This window comes from Pseudomonas akapageensis, from assembly GCF_011355085.1.
Lineage (GTDB): Bacteria > Pseudomonadota > Gammaproteobacteria > Pseudomonadales > Pseudomonadaceae > Aquipseudomonas > Aquipseudomonas akapageensis.
Genome location: NZ_VXCP01000036.1, coordinates 21,064 through 39,618, shown reverse-complemented (window position 1 = coordinate 39,618; position 18,555 = coordinate 21,064). Strand labels below are relative to the sequence as shown.

General features: G+C 59.9%; 14 protein-coding genes. 2 read left to right on the top strand and 12 right to left on the bottom strand.

Annotated features, from left to right (window positions below):
- The first annotated feature begins 156 nt into the window (after positions 1–156).
- Together pnp and F2S13_RS21395 are read left to right on the top strand one after the other, a co-directional pair.
- Positions 157–2,262 carry a polyribonucleotide nucleotidyltransferase gene (gene pnp, locus F2S13_RS21400; protein WP_166364496.1) on the top strand — a complete coding sequence of 702 codons (2,106 nt, stop codon included), beginning with the start codon at positions 157–159 and terminating at the stop codon, positions 2,260–2,262.
- Positions 2,263–2,538: 276 nt separating this feature from the next.
- The gene (locus tag F2S13_RS21395; RefSeq protein WP_166364494.1) at positions 2,539–2,898 is read left to right on the top strand and encodes a BON domain-containing protein; all 360 of its coding nucleotides are present in this window, start codon (positions 2,539–2,541) and stop codon (positions 2,896–2,898) included.
- A 248-nt stretch (positions 2,899–3,146) separates the two neighbouring features.
- On the opposite strand, the gene F2S13_RS21390 is transcribed toward F2S13_RS21395, so the two are convergent.
- From F2S13_RS21390 to F2S13_RS21335, 12 genes are all read right to left on the bottom strand, one after another.
- The gene (locus F2S13_RS21390) at positions 3,147–6,077 is read right to left on the bottom strand and encodes a DUF748 domain-containing protein (RefSeq protein WP_166364492.1); all 2,931 of its coding nucleotides are present in this window, start codon (positions 6,075–6,077) and stop codon (positions 3,147–3,149) included.
- A gap of 109 nt (positions 6,078–6,186) precedes the next feature.
- On the bottom strand, positions 6,187–7,203 hold the full coding sequence (locus tag F2S13_RS21385) for a class I SAM-dependent rRNA methyltransferase (protein ID WP_166364490.1): 1,017 nt from the start codon (positions 7,201–7,203) through the stop codon (positions 6,187–6,189).
- A 71-nt stretch (positions 7,204–7,274) separates the two neighbouring features.
- On the bottom strand, positions 7,275–8,453 hold the full coding sequence (locus F2S13_RS21380; RefSeq protein WP_166364488.1) for an acetyl-CoA C-acetyltransferase: 1,179 nt from the start codon (positions 8,451–8,453) through the stop codon (positions 7,275–7,277).
- 139 nt (positions 8,454–8,592) lie between these two features.
- Positions 8,593–9,462, bottom strand: coding sequence for an oxygenase MpaB family protein (locus tag F2S13_RS21375; protein ID WP_166364486.1), 870 nt, complete (start codon positions 9,460–9,462; stop codon positions 8,593–8,595).
- A 46-nt stretch (positions 9,463–9,508) separates the two neighbouring features.
- Positions 9,509–11,446, bottom strand: coding sequence for an acetate--CoA ligase (gene acs / locus F2S13_RS21370; protein WP_166364484.1), 1,938 nt, complete (start codon positions 11,444–11,446; stop codon positions 9,509–9,511).
- A gap of 239 nt (positions 11,447–11,685) precedes the next feature.
- Positions 11,686–13,350 carry a glucose-6-phosphate isomerase gene (gene pgi, locus F2S13_RS21365; protein WP_166364482.1) on the bottom strand — a complete coding sequence of 555 codons (1,665 nt, stop codon included), beginning with the start codon at positions 13,348–13,350 and terminating at the stop codon, positions 11,686–11,688.
- Between the two features lie 222 nt (positions 13,351–13,572).
- Positions 13,573–13,953 (bottom strand): aspartate 1-decarboxylase, encoded by a 381-nt coding sequence (panD, locus tag F2S13_RS21360; protein WP_166364480.1) that lies wholly within the window; start codon positions 13,951–13,953, stop codon positions 13,573–13,575.
- Between the two features lie 103 nt (positions 13,954–14,056).
- Positions 14,057–14,917 (bottom strand): pantoate--beta-alanine ligase, encoded by an 861-nt coding sequence (panC, locus tag F2S13_RS21355; RefSeq protein ID WP_166364478.1) that lies wholly within the window; start codon positions 14,915–14,917, stop codon positions 14,057–14,059.
- Entirely contained in the window at positions 14,914–15,714 is an 801-nt protein-coding gene (gene panB / locus F2S13_RS21350) for a 3-methyl-2-oxobutanoate hydroxymethyltransferase (protein ID WP_166364476.1), read from the bottom strand. The genes panC and panB overlap by 4 nt, the downstream gene beginning before the upstream one ends.
- A 251-nt stretch (positions 15,715–15,965) precedes the next feature.
- The gene (folK, locus tag F2S13_RS21345) at positions 15,966–16,442 is read right to left on the bottom strand and encodes a 2-amino-4-hydroxy-6-hydroxymethyldihydropteridine diphosphokinase (RefSeq protein WP_166364475.1); all 477 of its coding nucleotides are present in this window, start codon (positions 16,440–16,442) and stop codon (positions 15,966–15,968) included.
- A gap of 2 nt (positions 16,443–16,444) precedes the next feature.
- Positions 16,445–17,833, bottom strand: a complete 1,389-nt coding sequence (locus tag F2S13_RS21340) for a polynucleotide adenylyltransferase PcnB (protein WP_166364473.1) — start codon at positions 17,831–17,833, stop codon at positions 16,445–16,447.
- 216 nt (positions 17,834–18,049) lie between these two features.
- On the bottom strand, positions 18,050–18,376 hold the full coding sequence (locus F2S13_RS21335; protein ID WP_166364455.1) for a hypothetical protein: 327 nt from the start codon (positions 18,374–18,376) through the stop codon (positions 18,050–18,052).
- Between the last annotated feature and the right edge of the window lie 179 nt (positions 18,377–18,555).

The window sequence follows — 18,555 nt, the reverse complement described above, 5'->3', positions numbered from 1 at the left end:
TGGTTGTCTGTCTGGCTTGAGCGTTTTTGCGCTTGAACCGGGCAGGCTTCCAGCCTCAAGTTTTATCTGGACGGTCAAAGGGGCCGAATCCCCTGTCTGCCCAAGAATTTCGCAAGAAACCAGTTCCCCCAGAGCAACTAAAGAAGGTAGGAAACCGTGAACCCGGTAATCAAGAAATTCCAGTTCGGTCAATCGACCGTCACCCTCGAGACGGGCCGTATTGCTCGTCAAGCCTCCGGCGCCGTATTGGTCACCGTCGACAACGACGTCACCGTGCTGGTGACTGTGGTCGGCGCCAAGCAGGCTGATCCAGGCAAGGGCTTCTTCCCTCTGTCTGTGCACTACCAGGAAAAAACCTACGCTGCCGGCAAGATCCCTGGCGGTTTCTTCAAGCGTGAAGGCCGTCCTTCCGAGAAAGAAACCCTGACCTCGCGTCTGATCGACCGTCCGATCCGCCCGCTGTTCCCTGAAGGCTTCATGAACGAAGTGCAGGTTGTCTGCACCGTCGTTTCCACCAGCAAGAAAACCGATCCGGACATCGCTGCGATGATCGGTACCTCGGCTGCCCTGGCGATCTCCGGCATTCCTTTCGACGGCCCGATCGGCGCTGCGCGCGTTGCTTTCCATGAAAGCACCGGCTACCTGCTGAACCCGACCTACGAGCAATTGGCCGCATCGAGCCTGGACATGGTCGTTGCCGGTACCGAAGAAGCCGTTCTGATGGTTGAATCGGAAGCCAAAGAGCTGACCGAAGACCAGATGCTGGGCGCCGTGCTGTTCGCCCACGACGAATTCCAGGCCGTTATCCAGGCTGTTAAAGAGCTGGCTGCCGAAGCTGCCAAGCCAACATGGGACTGGGCTCCGGCTCCAGAAGCCACCGACCTGCTGGGCGCAATCCGCTCCGAGTTCGGCGAGGCGATCTCCCAGGCCTACACCATCACCGTCAAGGCCGACCGTTATGCGCGTCTGGGCGAGCTGCGTGACCAGGTTGTTGCCAAGCTGTCGGGTGAAGAAGGCCAGCCGTCTTCCAGCGACGTCAAAGCTGCATTCGGCGAAATCGAATACCGCACCGTTCGCGAAAACATCGTCAACGGCAAGCCGCGTATCGATGGTCGTGACACCCGCACCGTACGTCCGCTGAACATCGAAGTCGGTGTTCTGCCGAAGACTCACGGTTCGGCCCTGTTCACCCGTGGCGAAACCCAGGCACTGGTCGTAGCGACTCTGGGTACTGCCCGTGACGCACAGCTGCTGGACACCCTGGAAGGCGAGAAAAAAGACCCCTTCATGCTGCACTACAACTTCCCTCCGTTCTCGGTGGGCGAGTGTGGCCGCATGGGCGGTGCAGGTCGTCGCGAAATCGGTCACGGCCGTCTGGCCCGTCGTTCGGTTCAGGCCATGCTGCCTGCCGCTGACGTGTTCCCGTACACCATCCGCGTGGTATCGGAAATCACCGAGTCCAACGGTTCGAGCTCCATGGCTTCGGTCTGCGGCGCTTCCCTGGCTCTGATGGACGCTGGTGTGCCGATGAAGGCACCGGTTGCCGGTATCGCCATGGGCCTGGTTAAAGAAGGCGAGAAGTTCGCCGTCCTGACCGACATCCTGGGCGACGAAGACCACCTGGGCGACATGGACTTCAAGGTAGCCGGTACCGCCAAAGGCGTCACCGCGCTGCAGATGGACATCAAGATTAAGGGCATCACCGAAGAAATCATGGAAATCGCTCTGGGCCAAGCCCTGGAAGCGCGCCTGAACATCCTCGGTCAGATGAACCAGATCATCGGTCAGTCCCGTAGCGAACTGTCGGAAAACGCTCCGACCATGATCGCGATGAAGATCGACACCGACAAGATCCGTGACGTTATCGGTAAAGGCGGCGCCACCATTCGCGCAATCTGCGAAGAGACCAAGGCTTCGATCGATATCGAAGACGACGGCTCGATCAAGATTTTCGGCGAAACCAAGGAAGCTGCTGAAGCGGCACGTCAGCGCGTACTGGGTATCACCGCTGAAGCCGAGATCGGCAAGATCTACGTCGGTAAGGTTGAGCGCATCGTCGACTTCGGCGCATTCGTCAACATCCTGCCAGGCAAGGACGGTCTGGTTCACATCTCCATGCTGAGCGATGCTCGCGTCGAGAAAGTGACCGATATCCTGAAAGAAGGCCAGGAAGTGGAAGTGCTGGTACTGGACGTGGACAACCGCGGCCGTATCAAGCTGTCCATCAAGGACGTGGCAGCAGCCAAGGCTTCGGGCGTTTAATCACCGAGCCTTGCTGAAAAGAAAAAGGACCCTTCGGGGTCCTTTTTTATGCCTGCTGCATGGCAGCCAAAGCCGATAGGCAGACATGCATCTTGCACGCGACATTGTCGATGACCATGCAATATGCATGACGGGCAGAATTATCCTGTTTTTTAAGTTATTGAATTTGAAGATATTTTTGTCTTCGGATGGGTTGGCACAGGCCCTGCACTAGTTCATGTAACCCTGCCGCCAGGAACTGAGGCGCAGACCTTTCGAAAAACAGGAGTAACTCGTATGAAGAAGTTCGCTATTGCTGCCGCTACAGCCACCGCCCTGACCTTGACCCTGGCCAATGCGGCATTCGCCCAACAGACAGCACAGCCTTCTCAATCCCCCATGGTTATCGCCGCGGGTGAAGTTACCGAAATGAAGCAAGACACCTCCGATACCTGGATCACCACCAAAGTGAAGGCCGATCTGATGACCGAGAAGGGTGTCCCTGGTAGTGACATCAAGGTCGAGACCAACAAGGGTGTTGTTTCCCTCTCCTCGAAAACCGAGCTGACCGATACCCAGAAAGACATGGCAATCAAAATTGCCAAGAACATCAAAGGGGTCAAAGCGGTTTCTGCTGATGGCCTGATGGCTAACTAAGGCAAGTTTCTCGCAACTCGCCGGTAACGATTGTTACCACGCAGAGGTTCATGCGAAGGCCATAAGGACATGGTCACTCAAAGCCCCGGCACCTGGTGTCGGGGCTTTTTTGTGTCGTTCTCGTTCCCACGCTCCGCGTGGGAACGTCGTGCCAGACGCTCCAGCGTCGATCTTGCGGCCCATGCGCGACGCGAAGCGTCGCAGTATGCATTCCCACGCGGAGCGTGGGAACGAGTAGCTAATAAGCATCATTCCGCATCCAGATGCATCGGCGTCACCACCCGCCCATCGCTTTCAGCTTCGCCCAGCGACGCATCGATGAAAAAAATGCGCTCGTCGGCCAGCTTGCCTTTGTCCACCAGATAGTCCTTGATGCTGCTGGCCCGCGCCTGACCCAGCTGGCGCAGGAGCAAGTCGCTTGTGGCCCAGGACTTGAGCACCCCTTCACGCAGCTTGGCGGTACGTTCGTTGCGGTCCAGTTGTTCCCATTCAGCCGGGGGCTGTTGTTTCAAACGCGTGCGGTAAATCCCTTCGAGCATGGGCGTTTTCTCGCCATCAGGGACCTTGAGCTGGGCAGCCTGGGCCGGGACCTTTTCGCCCCGCCGCTGCAGGATCTTGTAGTAGGTGCTCTGGTATTCACGTTCCAGCCGTTGCTCGGCAATCAAGGGGCCGTCGCTGCTCTGGGCGCTGGTGCCTACGATTTCCAGGCGCAGGGCAGGGCGGGATTTGAGTGCGTCTGCCAGCTTGTTGAGCACGCCTTGCGCATCGCCACTGAGTTCGCTGGAGCCCGGGGCGAAAGCCACACTGCCCAGGTCTTCTGCGCCACCCCCGCTGACCAGGCCGCCGATGAACTTGAACGGTGCCTGGACCGCGCGCAGCACCAGGTTGCGCAGGGTTTGCCAGACGATCGGCATGACGCTGAACTGTGGGTCATTGAGGTTGCCGGAGACCGGCAGCTCGATTGAGATATTGCCCTCAGTGTCCTTGAGCAAGGCCACGGCCAGGCGGATGGGCAGGTCCACGGCATCCGGACTGTCGACTTTTTCGCCCAATTGCAGCTGCTGGACCAGCACTTTGTTTTCCGCTTTCAACTGGCCCTTGGTAATCACGTAATGCAGATCGAGATTGAGCCGGCCCTTGCGGATGCGAAAGCCGGCGAACTTGCCTGAATACGGGGTCAGGTTGGTCAGTTCTACGCGCTTGAAACTGGTGGCGATGTCCAGGCTGGCGATGGGGTCGAAGGGGTTGACGGCGCCCTTGATGGTGACCGGCGCATAGCGGTCGACCTTGCCCTTGATATCGACCTTGGCCGGTTTCTGCTGGCGGCTGTCGATGGTGCCTATCTGTCCGTTGAGCTGTTGGATGGCAGTGGCGAAATCGGGTGTCAGGCTCAGGTCGGCAAAGTTGGCCGAGCCGTCGTTGATGTCGATCTGACCGATATGGATACCCAGCGGTTTATCACTTCCGGCGGCGGGTTTGCCCGGTGCCTTGGCTGTAGTGCTCGGCGCCGCTTGCGGGATCAGCAGGTCATTGATATTGGTGGTGCGGTCTTCATTGATGATGAAGCGCGCGTAAGGTTGTAGAAGGCTGACCTTGGCAATCGACAGGGCGTCACCATGACGATATTCGAGCCCATCCAGATCAAGCTGCTGCCATTTGACGAAATCGCGACTCTTGAGGGTGTCGAGGGTGTGCAACTGATTGACCCTGGCTTTACCGGTCACGCTGAAGGCGAGCGGCTCGGTGCTCTTGAGGTCGACATTCAGATCGCTGGCAAGCATGCCGCTGCGCAGCTCAAGGCGAATGAAGGGGTTTATATAGGCTTGTGCCACCCGCAGATCGATGTCCTGGGTGATCACTTTCAATCTGGCACTGACCGGTGCCAGGTTCAGCTCTCCGGATGCCGTGATCTTGCCTTGTTTGCCCAGGCCGGTATCGACCTTGAGGGTGAACGGCGACTTGTTGAGGCTGTCGAAGTTCTGCATGTCGACATTCAGCGGGCCGAGCTCCAGGGCAACCGCTTCCTTGGGCACCCGATCGGCCAGATGAACCTGGTAGTCGCGCAGTTGCACATCGCGCAGTAGCACTTGCCAGGGTTTGCTTTGCACCGCTTGTTCCGAGGCTTTTGGCTCTGCCGAAGCGGGCGCCGCTGTCTCCTTGGGGGAAGGCTTGGCTGGTTGGCTGGCAAACAGCTTTTGCCAGTCGAGTTGGCCATCGGCCTCCCGGGCAGCCCAGGTCTCGAGTTTTTGGCTGCGGACTTTACCCACTGTTACCAGTTGCTTGGCCAGATCAATCGATGTTTCGCTGATGTCCAACCGCTCCATGCGCACCAGTGGGCGCCCATCCGGAGCCTTGATTGCGAAAGGGGCAACGCTGACCGATGTGTTTTCCAGCAACAGTTCGGTTTCTTTACTCAGGTTGAGTTTGTAATCGGTACTGAGGCTCATGACACCCTCTTCAAGCACCAGTGGCACGGCATCGCGCACGTAGGGCCAGAAGGCTTTCATCTTGCCGTCGGTGATCTTCAATGTGCCTTCGGAGGTGATCGGCACCAGGCTGACCCGGCCGCTCCAGTCAATCTGGCCGCCGTGGGGACCGATGGCGACCAGGGTCATGTCGGCGTTATCGTCGGGCAGGGTACTGAGGTTCTTCAGCTCCAGATTCAGCGAGTCGTAGAGAAACTCGATGGGTTCGCTGGGGCGCATATCCTTGAAATGCAGGTAGCCATCGCTCAGCTTGATGCTGTCCAGGCGTACGGGGAATGGCTTGCTTTCAGGCGTCTCGGGCTGCGGCTTGCTGGCCGGCAGCTTGAACAGCTGCGCGAGGTTGAGGCTACCGTCTTTGTCGAACAACAATTCGGTGCGTGGCTTGTCCAGTTCCACCCGGGCCAGATGCAGGGCACGAGTCCGCAGACTGTCGATTTGCAGGTTTGCGTACAAACGCTCGAAAGCGACCTGCTCCTGGCCGGTCTCGCCGATGCGCAAGCCCCATAGAGTCAGTTCAAGACTGAACGGGTTGAGCTCCAGACGCTCCAGATGTGCAGGAACGGTGGAGTAGTTCGCCAACTGCTGATTGGCGATGCGCAAGGCAACCCCGGGCAGTATCAGAAAGCCAATCAGGCTATAGAGGGCGAAGACGGTCAGCAAGGCGCCGATGGCGCGTTTCAATCCTTTGGGCATGTGATGCGTCATCTATCTCGAACAGAGGTCGTTGGAGTATGGCACGCGAATCCAGTTCCGAAGAAAACACCTCTGTAGTCGAAATAAAACGCCGATTCTTGCGTAGGATTTATAGCTGCAAGATCAGTGTCTTCAAGGGTGGCTGTTGATCGCGGGAGGGGAAGTCGCTCGCCGGTGTCAGCACCTGCCACTCACGAACGGGCCGCCCGGCCTTTTCTGCACAGCGCAACACCTGTTCGCGCCAATCGTCGATGCTGACCTTTGCCAGGTTGTTGCAGCAGATCAGTACGCCATTATCCGCGGTGCTGAGCAGGGCCGGCTTGAGCAGGCTCTGATAGTCACGCAACAGGTCGACCGTGCCAAAAGCGCTTTTGGCCCAGGCCGGTGGGTCGAGAAACACAAGGTCGTATTGACGTTGTTGCAGGCGCGGGTAGCTTGGCAGCTTCTGTCCGCGACGCTGGCTGATCGGCAGGCCGGCCAATTGCCGGATCGCCGGGAAATAGTCGGACTGGACAAACTGCATTGCCGGCAACTGCGGGTTGAGTGCCCCGTTATCGCGGCCAACGGCCAGGTTGCCTTCGGCAAAGTCCAGATTGCAGACTTCTCGCGCACCACCGGCAGCTGCACTCAGGCCAACGCCGCAGGTATAGGCGAACAGGTTCAGCACGCTTTTGCCGGCGCTGTGCTCCTTGACCCAACCGCGGGCGTTGCGCAGGTCGAGAAACAGCAAGGGGTCCTGGCCGGCGTGGCGTGCGCGCACCCGGTAGTTGAGGCCCCATTCCTGTGCCGTGAGGTCGGCCAGGGCGGCTTCTTCGGCGCGATAGACAGGGTCATGGCGATCGATACGTGAATTGCCCTGGGAGCGGTCGTTGTAGACCAGCAGCGTTTCGAAGCCCAACTCGTGATCAACGGTGTCTTTCACGGCCAGCAATGCATCGAGCTCCAGCGTCTGGTGAAAACTCTGGACCAGCAACTGAGGGCCATAGCGGTCTACCGTCAGGCCGCCGGCGCCTTCCTGGCTGCCGTGGAACAGGCGGTAACAGTTGGTGCCCTGCTGGTGCAGTTCGGCGAGGAGGTCTTTGCGGGCATCGAGGGAGGCGCGCAGCGCCTGATTCAAGAGGGACATGCACGTGGCCTTGACTAGGGACGTGCAGTTTAACAAGAAGGGGCTCTGTGGAGCCCCGACTTTTGCACAGGTTAGCGTTCGATCGCCAGTGCCACGCCTTGGCCGCCACCGATGCACAGGGTTGCCAGGCCCTTTTTCGCATCGCGCTTGATCATCTCGTGCAGCAGGGTCACCAGCACACGGCAGCCCGATGCTCCGATCGGATGGCCGATGGCGATGGCGCCACCGTTGACGTTGACTTTGCTGGCATCCCAACCCAGCTCCTTGCCGACCGACAGGGCCTGGGCGGCGAAGGCTTCGTTGGCTTCGATAAGATCCAGTTGGTCCAGGGTCCAGCCGGCTTTGTCCAGGCAGCGACGAGTGGCGCTGACCGGGCCGATGCCCATGATGGCCGGATCGACTCCGGCGTTGGCGTAGGCCTTGATGCGCGCGAGGACCGGCAGGCCGAGTTGCTCGGCCTTGGCGGCACTCATCAGCAACACGGCAGCCGCGCCATCGTTGAGGGTAGAGGCATTGCCCGCGGTCACGGTACCGTCTTTCTTGAAGGCCGCCTTGAGTTTGCTCAGGGATTCGGCGGTGGTGCCGGCGCGTGGTTGCTCATCGGTGGCGAAGGCCACCGGGTCGCCCTTGCGCTGAGGAATCAGGATCGGGGTGATTTCGTCGACGAAGCGCCCGGACTCGATGGCGGCGGCAGCCTTTTGTTGCGAGGCGGCGGCAAACGCATCCTGGTCTTCACGGCTGATGCCGTATTTTTCCACCAGGTTTTCGGCCGTGATGCCCATGTGGTAGTCGTTGAAGGCATCCCACAAGCCATCGCTGATCATGGTATCGACGACTTTGCCGTGGCCCATGCGCAAGCCGGTACGTGCGCCGGGCATGACATAGTTGGCCAGGCTCATATTCTCCTGACCACCGGCGATGATGATATCGGCATCACCGCAACGAATGGCCTGGGCGCCCAGATGCAAGGCTTTCAGGCCCGAGCCGCAGACTTTGTTCAGGGTCAGGGCGGGGACCGCGTGGGGCAGGCCAGCCTTGATCGTAGCCTGGCGTGCTGGGTTCTGGCCCGCGCCTGCAGTCAGGACCTGGCCGAGGATGACTTCGTCGACTTGCGCGCCGTCCAGGCCGGTCTGGGACAGGAGTTGGCGAATGACCGCCGCACCCAGGTCAACCGCGGGGATGGTTGCCAACGAACCCTGGAAACTGCCGACGGCAGTACGGGTGGCGGCAACGATAACGACATCTTGCATGGCACGGGTCCTCACGCTTATTGGATAGTGTCCGGGGAGCGCGAGGCACTCGCGCCCGACAGGCAGCGGCGCATGTTGGCATAGCTGCGGGTGAAATTGCCATTATATGACCGATCAGTCATCTTGTATGGCCGAAGCATCAGGTAATACCCATGCGCCGACGTGCACGATGTACCGAGCCGTCGCGCACCGCCCAGCGCAGCACCGGGGCGGTGTTGGCGACACCCAGGCGTACCAGGCGGCGATGCAGCGGATGTTGCGTGAGTTCAAGCTGGGCGCTGGCCCAGTTGGGCAGCAGGTCGATGCCAGCTTGCATCATCAAGGCGCCAAAGGGTTTGGTCAGCCGGCTGGGTGCTGGAGCGTCGAGCAGAACCTGAACGACCTCATGGCTGCGATGATCGCAGACCAGCTGCGGCCGCATCTGCTCCAGGTAATCGGCGATGGCCTGGCGCGAACGAGGTACATCGCGTGCGCCCAGGCGTTCGGCAACCAGCGCGATTTCGGCGTAATAGGTGTCCTGCTCGGCGAGCGACAGGTGCGGGTTGCGATAACGCAGGTGAGCGGCAAGAAAGCTGCTGACCTCGGCGACATGCACCCAGGTCAACAGGTCGGGATCGCTGGCGGCATAGGGTCGGCCGTCTTCGGCCTTGCCGACGACCTGCAGGTGGATGGTTCGGACCTTTTCGATCAGCCAGTTGGCATCCTGGGTCGAGCCAAAGGTGGTGCCGGAGATGAATTGCCCGGTCCTGCGCAGGCGACCGAGCATGTCCTGGCGAAAGTTCGAGTGATCCCAGACCCCTGCCAGCGCCAGCGGGTGCATGACTTGCAGCAGCAAGGCACTGATGCCGCCGATGAGCATGCTGGTGAAGTCGGCATGTACCCGCCAGCAGACCGTATCCGGCCCGAACAGGCCGGGATCGCCCTTGGGATTTTCCAGATCGAGCTGGCCCAGCGACAGGCCGGTCAGGCTCAATACCTGTTTTTCGATGCGACGACGAATACGTTCCATAGGTGCTTGTGCAGGGGCAGGGCGCCGCATTACGGCGTCTCGCGGATCAATGGTTCAGGCGCTTGTCGATCAGGCCCTGGACCACGCTCGGGTCGGCCAGGGTCGAGGTGTCACCCAGGCTGTCCAGTTCATTGCAGGCAATCTTGCGCAGAATGCGTCGCATGATTTTCCCTGAGCGGGTCTTGGGCAAGGCAGGCGCCCACTGTATGAGTTCCGGTTTGGCGAAACTGCCGATTTCCTTGCTGACCAGCGCCAGCAGTTCCTTTTGCAGCGTTTCATCGGGCGTCACGCCGTTCATGGGCGTGACAAAGGCATAAATGCCCTGGCCCTTGAGGTCGTGAGGGTAACCGACCACGGCGGCTTCGGCGATGCTGTCGTGCAGGACCAGCGCGCTTTCCACTTCGGCGGTACCGATCCGGTGTCCGGAAACGTTGATGACGTCATCGATGCGGCCGGTGATCCAGATGTCGCCATCCTCGTCGCGGCGGGCACCATCGCCAGTGAAGTAATACCCGGGAAAGGGTTTGAAGTAGGTATCGATCATTCGTTGATGATCGCCATAGACGCTGCGGATCTGTCCCGGCCAGCTTGCCTTGATTGCCAGGATGCCGCTGCCGGCGCCTTCGATCAGATGGCCTTTCTCGTCGAGCAATACCGGTTGAACGCCGAACATGGGCCGGGTGGCGCAACCAGGCTTGAGCCGCCGCGTTCCGGCCAGCGGAGTGATCATGATGCCGCCGGTTTCGGTCTGCCACCAGGTGTCGACGATGGGGCAGCGCTGCTTGCCGACCTCATTGAAGTACCATTCCCAGGCTTCCGGGTTGATCGGCTCGCCGACGCTGCCGAGCAGGCGCAGGCTGGCACGGGAACTCTTTGCCAGTGGCCCGGGACCTTCGCGCATCAAGGCACGCAAGGCTGTGGGGGCGGTATAGAAGATATTGACCTTGTGCTTGTCGATGACTTGCCAGAAGCGCGACGTGTCAGGGTAGTTCGGTACGCCTTCGAAGATCAGGCTGGTGGCGCCATTGGCCAATGGCCCGTAAACGATGTAGCTGTGGCCGGTGACCCAGCCGACGTCAGCGGTGCACCAGAAGATCTCGCCATCACGGTAATCGAAGACATATTTGAAGGTCAGTGCGGCCTGCAACAGATAGCCGCCGGTGCTGTGTAGCACACCCTTGGGTTTGCCGGTGCTGCCGGAGGTGTAGAGGATGAACAGCGGGTCTTCGGCATCCATCGGTTCCGGCGGGCAATCGCCACTGGCCTGTGCCATGGCCTGGTGATACCAGAGGTCGCGGCCCTTGACCCATTGGACTGTGTTTTTGGTGCGCTCGACCACCACCACTGTGCTGACATCCGGGCAACTGAGCAGCGCTTTGTCGACGTTGCTCTTGAGCGGTATATATTTACCGCCGCGCACGCCCTCGTCTGCGGTAATGACCGTGCGGCAATCGGCATCGAGAATGCGATCGCGCAGCGCATCCGGGGAGAAGCCACCGAATACCACCGAATGAATCGCGCCGATACGGGTGCAGGCCAGCATCGCGTAGGCCGCTTCCGGGACCATTGGCATATAGATACAGACCCGGTCGCCTTTCTTCACCCCGCGACTTTTCAGCACGTTGGCCAGGCGGCAAACATTGCGGTGCAGGGTGTTGTAGGTAATTGCGCTGGAGTCGGCAGGGTCGTCGCCTTCCCACAGCAAGGCGACCTGATCGCCGCGCTTTTCCAGGTGGCGGTCGATGCAGTTTTGACTGACGTTGAGTTTGCCGCCCTTGAACCAGGCCGCCTGGCCCGTTCTCAAGTCGCACTGCTGGACACTGTCCCAGGGCTGGCTCCAGTCGAGCAGGGCCTTGGCCTGTTCGGCCCAGAATTGATCGGGTTGCGTTATCGATTGCTGGTAGAGCCGTTGATAATCATCCTGGCCGAGTTGCGCCGCTTTACTGACGGCATCGGCTTGTGGATAAGCACTGATATCGAACATGGCGGTTCCTTGGGCTTGTTTGCAACTAGCCTAAGGGTGCGCTCGGAGCTCGCACGGTTCAAGAGGGGAAAGCGAGTACGAAGGTCATACTCCTAGTTCCCACGCTCTGCGTGGGAATGCATCCTGCGACGCGCCGCAATGCGCTGGTGCAGGACGACGCGGAGCCTCTGGCACGGCATTCCCACGCAGAGCGTGGGAACGAGAAAGGTCCCCTCCAAGGGAAGGGACATATCAGGCGATCAACCGCGATGACGACCGCGGAAGTAATTGATCAGGCCCTGGGTCGAAGCATCTTCTGCAGGCTCTTCGATGCTACCGGTCAGGCGCTGGTAGACGCCCTTGCCCAGTTCCTTGCCGAGTTCCACGCCCCACTGGTCGAAGGCGTTGATGCCCCAGACCACGCTTTGTACGAAGACTTTGTGCTCGTACATCGCAACCAGCGCGCCCAGACGACGCGGGCTGATGCGCTCGACCACCAGGGTATTGCTCGGACGGTTGCCCGGAATCACCTTGTGCGGCGCCAGTTTCTGGATATCGGCTTCAGTCATGCCCTTGTCGCGCAGCTCACGCTCGGCTTCGTCACGGGTCTTGCCTAGCATCAGCGCCTGGCTCTGGGACAGGCAGTTGGCGTACAGCCATTGGTGATGGTCGGCAACCGGGTTGAAACTCACCACCGGGACGATGAAGTCCGCCGGGATCAACTGGGTGCCCTGGTGCAACAGCTGGTGATAGGCATGCTGGCCGTTGCAGCCGACGCCACCCCAGATGACCGGGCCGGTGTCGTGGTTAACCGGAGTGCCGTCCTGGCGCACGCTCTTGCCGTTGGATTCCATGTCCAGCTGCTGCAGGTGCTTGGTGATATTGCGCAGGTAGTGGTCATACGGAAGGATCGCGTGGCTTTGCGCGCCCCAGAAGTTGCCGTACCAGACGCCCAGCAAGGCCAGCAGCACCGGCATGTTCTGTTCGAAGGGTGCAGTCTGGAAGTGCTGGTCCATGGTGTAGGCACCGGACAGCAGCTCCTTGAAGTTGGCGATGCCGATGGACAGCGCGATTGGCAGGCCAATGGCCGACCACAACGAGTAGCGTCCACCGACCCAGTCCCACATCGGGAAAATGTTTTCCTCCCGGATACCGAAGGCAATCGCGGCGGCATTGTTGCTCGAAACCGCAATGAAATGACGATACAGCTCTGCTTCCGAACCGCCCTGGGCCAGGTACCAGGCGCGTGCGGCCTGGGCGTTCTTCAAGGTTTCCAGGGTGCTGAAGGATTTCGACGAAACAATGAACAGCGTGGTTTCGGCGCGCAGCTTGGCCGACAGCTCATGGAACTCGCTGCCGTCGATATTGGCCAGGTAATGGCAACGCACGCCTTTCTGGGCATAGGGCAGCAGCGCTTCGGAGACCAGTTCCGGCCCGAGGAATGAGCCACCGATGCCGATGTTGACCACGTCTGTGATCGGCTTTTCGCTGTAGCCACGCCACAGGCCGTCATGAATTCGGCCAACCAGCTCCGTGATCTGGTTCAGGACCTTGTGCACTTCCGGCATCACATTGACGCCGGCCACGTTCAGCTTGTCGCCTACCGGGCGGCGCAAGGCCGTGTGCAGCGCCGGGCGGCCTTCGGAGGCGTTGAGAATCTCGCCGGCGAACAGTGACTTGATCGCATCCTGCAATCCGACTTCACCTGCCAGTTTTACCAGCAGGTCACGGGTTTGGCTGGAGATCAGGTTTTTCGAATAGTCGAGAAACAGTCCGCAACTGCTCAGGGAGAAGTGGTTGAAGCGCTGCGGGTCGGCATTGAATGCATCGCGCATGCTGAAATCCTGCATGCTTTCGCGGTGTTGCTTCAGCGCCTGCCAGGCGGGCAGAGCGGTAACGTCGTGAGGAGTGCGGTAATACGCCATCGCTGCTGGTTTCCTTATTACTTGAACTGCCTTGGACATTAAAAAGCCCGGCCAGGTTGCGTCAAGCCGACGAGTTTCAGTCAAACGGCGCGGCTGACGCGTGAACAGGGCGGGCCTACCTACAGTAGACGTCCTTTGCTCACGTGTCTGCGCCACTTGCGCTATTGCTCGTTACTTTATCGCAAACCCTGGGCGGGCTTGTCCGGTTGTGAATCCGTTCGATCAGGCGACTTGCACCGGAATGGCATTGCTGGTGTGGCTCAATTCATTGCCAGGGGCCATGTACAGCATGCTCGGCTTGAAGTTGAGCAGCTCAGCTTCGCTGAAGTGCGCGTAGGCACAAATGATGACCCGGTCGCCGACCTTGGCTTTGTGGGCTGCTGCGCCGTTGACGGAGATCATGCGCGAGCCTTCTTCGCCACGAATGGCGTAGGTGGTGAAGCGTTCGCCGTTGTCGACGTTATAGATCTGGATTTGCTCGTACTCGCGAATGCCTGCCAGGTCCAGCCACGTCCCATCGATGGCGCAGGAGCCTTCGTAGTCGAGTACGGCGTGGGTGACTTCTGCGCGATGCAGCTTGGCCTTGAGCATGATGGCGTGCATGGGTGCTTCCTCTGACAGGTCTTCACTCAGGGGTTCGGAACGTTCCTGAACCCCGGGGGCGGCGGCAGTGTGCCCGAAGCTCGAAGCCCGGGCAATTAGGGTTTCAGGCGTGTTCGTCGAGATTCAGGTGCAGGTTGTCGATCAACCGGGTGGCGCCCAGATAGGCTGCCGCCAGAATCACCACGTCGCGGTCTTCGGCGGTTGCCGGGCGCAAGTTGAGGGCGTGGCGGATCTCCAGGTAGTCCGGGCGAAACCCGCCTGCGCTGATCTGTTCCAAGCCTGATTGCACGAGCTTGCCGAAGTCGCGCTCACCGGTGCGAATGGCGTTGGCCATCGAACTCAGGGTGCGATACAGGGCCGGTGCAATGGCGCGCTGCTCTTCGGTGAGATAACCGTTGCGCGAGGACAGTGCCAGGCCGTCTTCGGCACGCACGGTCGGCTCGCCGATGATCTGGATCGGCATGTTCAGGTCGCGAACCAGCGAGCGGATCACCGCCAGTTGCTGGAAGTCTTTCTGACCGAAGACGGCCAGGTCTGGCTGGACCATGTTGAACAGTTTGGCGACCACGGTCGCAACGCCTTCGAAGTGCCCGGGGCGACTCGCACCACAAAGGCCTTCGGAAAGCTGCGGCACGCTGACGCGGGTCTGTACGCCCATGCCGTCGGGATACATTTCCTCGACCGTTGGGGCGAACAACAAATGGCAACCGGCCTGCAGCAGTTTTTCCTGGTCGGCGGCGAGGGTGCGCGGGTATTTATCGAGGTCTTCGGAGGGGCCGAACTGCAGCGGGTTGACGAAAATGCTGGCCACCACGAAATCCACCCGCTGGGCTGCCTTGGCAACAAGGGCCGCATGGCCGCTGTGCAGATTGCCCATGGTCGGGACGAAACCAATGCGCTTGCCTTCGCTGCGGGCGCGGGCAACCGCTGCGCGCAGTTCACGGACGGTTTTGACGGTGTTCATGCGCTGAATCCATGTTCGATGCCGGGGAAGGTCACAGCCTTGACTTCATTCACATAGGCGCGGAGCGCACTCGGGATGTCGGCTTGACCAGCCATGAAGTTCTTCACGAACTTCGGTACGCGACCGCTCAGCGAAAGGCCGAGCATGTCGTGCAAAACCAATACCTGACCGTCCGCGGCGCTGCCGGCGCCAATGCCGATGACCGGAATCTTCACGGCCTGGGTGATTTCGGCGGCCAGTTCGCTCGGCACGCATTCGAGCAACAGCATTGCGGCGCCAGCCTGTTCCAGGGCGATGGCGTCGGCGCGCATTTGCCGGGCCTGGGCTTCCTGACGACCCTGGACCTTGTAGCCGCCGAGGATATTGACTGCCTGAGGGGTCAGCCCCATATGCGCGCAAACCGGGATGCCCCGTTCGGCGAGCAGACGAACGGTCTCGGCCAGCCAGGCGGCGCCTTCGATTTTGACCATGTGTGCGCCTGCCTGCATCAGCGTGGCACTGTTGACGAAGGCCTGGTCAGTGGTGGCGTAAGCCATGAACGGCAGGTCGGCGAGGATCAGTGCGCCCTCGTTGCCGCGTTTTACGCTGGCAACGTGGTAGGCCATCTCGGCCGTGGTCACCGGCAGCGTGCTGTCGTGCCCCTGCAGGACCATGCCCAGGGAGTCGCCCACGAGCAGGACTTCAACACCGGCCTGGCTGGCAGCTTGCGCGAAAGTCGCGTCATAGCAGGTCAGCATGGTTATTTTCTCACCCTTGAGCTTCAGGCTCTGCAGGGTGGTCAGGGTAATGTCTGGCATGAAAAGGTGTCCTCGGTCAGGCGCTGTGAAAACTACTGCGTTCAACGTGCGTGATTCAATGCTTGGAACAGAATTTCATCTGCCGTGCTGTTTTAAAAGCGACCTGTTCCAAAAGGGTTCGCGCCGTTTTGCGTCGGTTCAGAGCAACGGGACGCCTATAGTCGTGAGGAGGGGGCGTTAAGTCAATTGCCCGTGTTACTGCAATGTTACTGATGCAGTGTTACGGGCGTTACCGAGTGGACGGGGAAGGGCTACAGGCGTTCGAGCCCTTCGAAGGGGCAATCGGCCAGCAAGTCGCTGAACAGACGGCCGTCGGCCAGTTGCAGGCTGTGGTGTACCAGCTCGGCCAGGGGGTGCAGCACGAAGGGGCGCGCCTGCATATGATAATGTGGGACTTTGAGGCGCGGTTCGTCGATCAGGCGATCGCCGAACAGGAGGATATCCAGGTCCAACGTGCGCGGCCCCCAGCGCTCCTTGCGCTCGCGGCCCTGATCGGTCTCGATTGCCTGTAGCGCATCGAGCAGGTCCAACGGTGCCAGGGCTGTGTCCAGTGCCGCAACGGCATTGGTATAGCGTGGCTGGCCGGGCAGCAGGGAGTCGCTGGCATAAAACGAGGAAACGCGCACAAGCGTCGTATCGGGCAGCAGCCCGAGCGCCTGCACGGCATTGCGCAATTGTTCCTGTGGGTCAGCCAGGTTGCTGCCCAGTCCGATGTAAACGCGTTCCATGCTTACTCGCCTGCTGCGCTCGAGGCGTCGCGTTTGCGCTTGGTGCCACTGCGCCGGCGCTTGCGCGGAGCTGCCCCGCTCTCATCCCTGCCGCCGAGCTCGCGAATCATGTCGCGGCGTTCGCTTTCATTGCACTCCTGATAATCGGTCCACCACTCGCCCAGACCGTCGGTTTCTTCACCTGCGCTTTCGCGCAACAGCAGAAAATCGTACCCGGCGCGGAAGCGCGGGTTGTCGAGCAACTGGTCGGCACGCTTGCCGCTGCGGCGAGGCAGGCGCTCCTGCATGTCCCAGATCTCGCGGATAGGCATGGTGAAGCGCTTGGGAATCGCGATCCGTTGGCATTGTTCGCTGATCAGTTCGTGCGCGGCTTCCTGCATGGCTGGAATCGGCGGCATGCCACGGCTCTGCAGGCGCAGTACCCGAGCTGGCAGCGCCGGCCAGAGGAGGGCGGCGAACAGGAACGCTGGAGTCACGGGCTTGCCTTGCTTGATGCGCAAGTCAGTGTTGATCAGGGCTTCGCTGATCAAGGTATGGGTGTAGGTCGGATGTTCTTCAAGCGCTTCGTTACTTGCCGGGAACAGTGGCTCGAACAGCTCCAGGTCGACCAGCATCTCGAAGGTGTCGGCGGCGTGGCCCGAAAGGAACAGCTTCAATGTCTCTTCGAACAGTCGTGCCGAAGGGATCTCGCGCAGCAGTTGAGCCATTGGCTTGATCGGAAGGGCCGAATGCTTTTCGATGCCGAAATCGAGTTTGGCGGCAAAACGTACGGCACGCAGCATGCGCACCGGGTCTTCCTGGTAGCGTTGCTGAGGGTCGCCGATCAGGCGGATCAGGCGGTTGCGAATGTCGTGCACGCCATTGGCGTAATCGAGGATGCGCTCGCTGACCGGGTCGTAATACAGGGCGTTGATCGTGAAGTCGCGGCGTTGGGCGTCGTCTTCCAGAGTGCCGTAGACGTTGTCGCGCAGGATGCGTCCGCTTTCGTTGCGAGAGGACTGATTGCTGTTTTCCTCTTCGTCTTGCGGGTGATGGGCGCGAAAAGTAGCGACTTCGATGATTTCACGGCCGAAATGCACGTGAACCAGCTTGAACCGCCGACCGATTACCCGGGCATTGCGAAATTCGGCGCGCACTTGTTCGGGGGTGGCGCTGGTGGCGACGTCGAAATCCTTGGGCGTGATGCCAAGCAACATGTCGCGTACGCAACCACCGACCAGATAGGCTTGATAGCCGGCATTTTGCAGGCGTTCGACGATGCCCACTGCGTGGCGGCTGAATTGGCCGCGTTGTAGCGAGTGTTGACCGCTATTGAGTACTTCTGGCGTGGTGCGCTGGTGCTGCACACGACGCACGGGAGGACGTAAAGACTGGAACAGCTTCTTCAGCATGGGATGCACTGTTTGAAGGAATGTTCGGCCAAATCGAAGAATGACCGCATGATGGGCGGGGATTCTAGCATTTAGTCGGGGGATGGTGTAGGACGCAGCGGAGAGGGGCGTTGCAGAGGGCTTTTTTCAGAGGCTGTCTTTTTTTTCTGGAGCAGTTTCTGGCAGAAACTACAAGGGGAGCCGAAGCTCCCCCAGAAGTAGTTGCGTGCTCTATTTTTATTTTTCGTTGGGCTTTTTGTTTTTGTTTAGCGCCCTGTCACAAAGCTTTTCACTTGTGACGACCTCCCAATCGGGAGCCAAGAGCAAACGGATTGCTTTGATCGCTGACGTTGCAATGATCTCTCGATCCAACCAGTTCAGGCCCTGCTTTAGTGCAGTTTTTTGTTGTTCTCTGCCTGGTTGCGGGGCAAGCCCCAAGTACAACTCGTCGCCAAAAGAATCAGTTAGCTGCGCCTCCGCCGTGTTGTTTTTATTGTGCGTGAGTCGATTCGTCTTATTTTTATTGTCTTTTGCATTGCTTGTTATTGTTCTTGTACCAAACATATAGCAGAAGCCGTGCCAACTTTTTCTGGCCCTTTAAAAACAAGGGGTTGCAGGCATCAGGGCGAAAAAGCAGGCCAAAAAAAACCGGGGTTTCGTTACCGTAAACCCCGGCTTTTGTTACGCGATGTGGACTGGGTAACAGTTTGTGCTCAATCGGGCGCGTTACCCGCGCGCCCTTG